The sequence below is a fragment of the Kitasatospora sp. NPDC059817 genome, from assembly GCF_042731835.1.
In the GTDB taxonomy this organism is placed as follows: domain Bacteria; phylum Actinomycetota; class Actinomycetes; order Streptomycetales; family Streptomycetaceae; genus Kitasatospora.
Map to the genome: position 1 here is coordinate 33,384 of NZ_JBHWIR010000016.1, position 2,029 is coordinate 35,412.

General features: G+C 75.1%; 3 protein-coding genes. All 3 read left to right on the forward strand.

Annotated features, from left to right (window positions below):
* The coding region (locus ACFV61_RS06000) for an ATP-binding cassette domain-containing protein (RefSeq protein ID WP_380490347.1) at positions 1-488 on the forward strand (488 nt) is incomplete at its 5' end.
* Positions 485-1,480 (forward strand): metal ABC transporter permease, encoded by a 996-nt coding sequence (locus tag ACFV61_RS06005; RefSeq protein ID WP_208869069.1) that lies wholly within the window; start codon positions 485-487, stop codon positions 1,478-1,480. The genes ACFV61_RS06000 and ACFV61_RS06005, both read left to right, overlap by 4 nt.
* 35 nt (positions 1,481-1,515) lie before the next feature.
* Positions 1,516-1,926, forward strand: coding sequence for a Fur family transcriptional regulator (locus ACFV61_RS06010; RefSeq protein WP_063347508.1), 411 nt, complete (start codon positions 1,516-1,518; stop codon positions 1,924-1,926).
* Positions 1,927-2,029 lie beyond the last annotated feature (103 nt).

A 2,029-nucleotide genomic window follows, 5' to 3' on the forward strand; every position in this document is an offset into this window, starting at 1 on the left:
GGGGGCGGCCCCGGGGGGGGTCTGGGCCCCCCCCGGGGGGCCGCCCGCCCCCGGGGCGGGGGCCGGCCGCCGGGGGGGCCCGGGCGGCCCTCGACCGCGCGCTCGCCGCCGTCGGCATGCTGGAACGGGCCGGGGACGGCGTCGCCGACCTGTCCGGCGGCCAGCAGCAGCGGGTGCTGATCGCCCGCGCCCTGGTCGGCACCCCCGACCTGCTGATCATGGACGAGCCGATGGCCGGCGTGGACGCCGCCAGCCAGCAGGTGCTCGCCGACACCCTGCGCGCCGAGGTCTCCCGCGGCGCCGCCGTCCTCCTCGTGCTGCACGAACTCGGGCCGCTGGAGCCGCTGATCGACCGCGCCGTGGTGCTGCGGGACGGCTGCGTCGCACACGACGGCCCGCCCGTGCCCAACACCGGACTGCACGCGCTGCCCGGCCACGACCACGTCCACCCGCACGCCGACCACACCCCGCCGAGGCTGCTGGCATGACCGAGATGCTCTCCTACGACTTCATGCAGCGCGCCCTGCTCGCCGCCGTCCTGGTCGGGATCACCGCCCCGGCCGTCGGCATCTACCTGGTGCAGCGCCGGCAGGCCCTGATGGGCGACGGCATGGGGCACGTCGCGATGACCGGCGTCGGCCTCGGCTTCATCTTCCAGACCAGCCCGGTCTGGATGGCCGTGCTGGTCTGCGTGCTCGGCGCCGTCACGATGGAACTGGTCCGCTCGCGCGGCAACCAGCGCGGCGACATCGCCCTGGCGATGCTCTTCTACGGCGGCATGGCCTGCGGCAAGCTGCTCGTCTCGCTCTCCGCCCAGGCCGGCGCCGGCTCGCTGGAGAGCTACCTGTGGGGCTCCATCCTCACCGTCGCCCCGGCCGACCTGATCACCATCGCGGTGCTCGGCGCGGTGGTCGTCGCGGTCACCGTCGGCCTGCGCCGGCAGCTCTTCGCGATCTGCCAGGACGAGGACTTCGCCCGGGTCACCGGCCTGCCGGTGCGCACGCTCAACCTGCTGCTCGCGGTGATGGCCGCCGTCACCGTCACCGTCGCGATGCGGGTGGTCGGGCTGCTGCTGGTCAGCGCCCTGATGGTGGTCCCGGTGGTCGCCGCCCAGCAGCTCACCCGGTCGTTCGCCGCCACCCAGGCGGCCTCGATCGCGCTCGGCGTGGTGGTCTCGCTGGCCGGCGTCACCGGCTCCTACCACCTCAACGTGCCCTCCGGCCCGGCCATCGTGCTGCTCGCCATCGCGGTGTTCGCGGTGTTCAGCCTGCTCGCCGCGCCGCTCGCCCGGCGGCGCCACCGCAGGGGAGTCGCGGACCCCGGACCGAAGGTCTGCGACGTCGCCCTGCCGGAACCCGTCCCGGGACAATCCCCGGGGCAATCCCCGGATCAGATCCCGGGACAGATCCCGGGGCAACTCCCGGGCCGCGGTTCCTCCGACGCGATCACTCCGGAGCGGGGTGCGGGGCTGGCACAATGAGGTGCGAGACGCCCACCACCCCAGGAGGACCCACGGTGACCACCGCAGGCCCGTCGCCGCGCGCCCGCTCGACCCGGCAACGTGCCGCCGTCTCGGCGGCCCTGGACGAGATCGAGGACTTCCGCAGCGCGCAGGAGCTCCACGACATGCTCAAGCACCGCGGGGACTCCGTCGGTCTGACCACGGTCTACCGCACCCTCCAGTCGCTCGCCGACGCCGGCGAGGTGGACGTGCTGCGCACCGCCGACGGCGAGGCCGTCTACCGCCGGTGCAGCAGCGGACACCACCACCACCTGGTGTGCCGGCACTGCGGCGCCACCGTCGAGGTGGAGGGCCCGGCGGTGGAGCGCTGGGCCAACGCGGTCGCTGCGGAGCACGGGTTCAGCGACATCGCGCACACCCTGGAGATCTTCGGCACCTGCGCGGAGTGCGCCAAGAAGGTCTGACCAGCGGAGCACCGGTACGGGGGTGCGGCCGGCGGGCGCCGAGCGGCAGCACCGCCCGCGCCGGCCGCCCCCGCGGCGGGGTAGGCGTGAGGTGCTGCGGGAG

What these genes read in the sequence shown, in the direction of transcription:
- ACFV61_RS06005 (WP_208869069.1), top strand. Translation starts at nt 485, where the DNA reads ATGACCGAGATGCTCTCCTACGACTTCATGCAGCGCGCCCTGCTCGCC.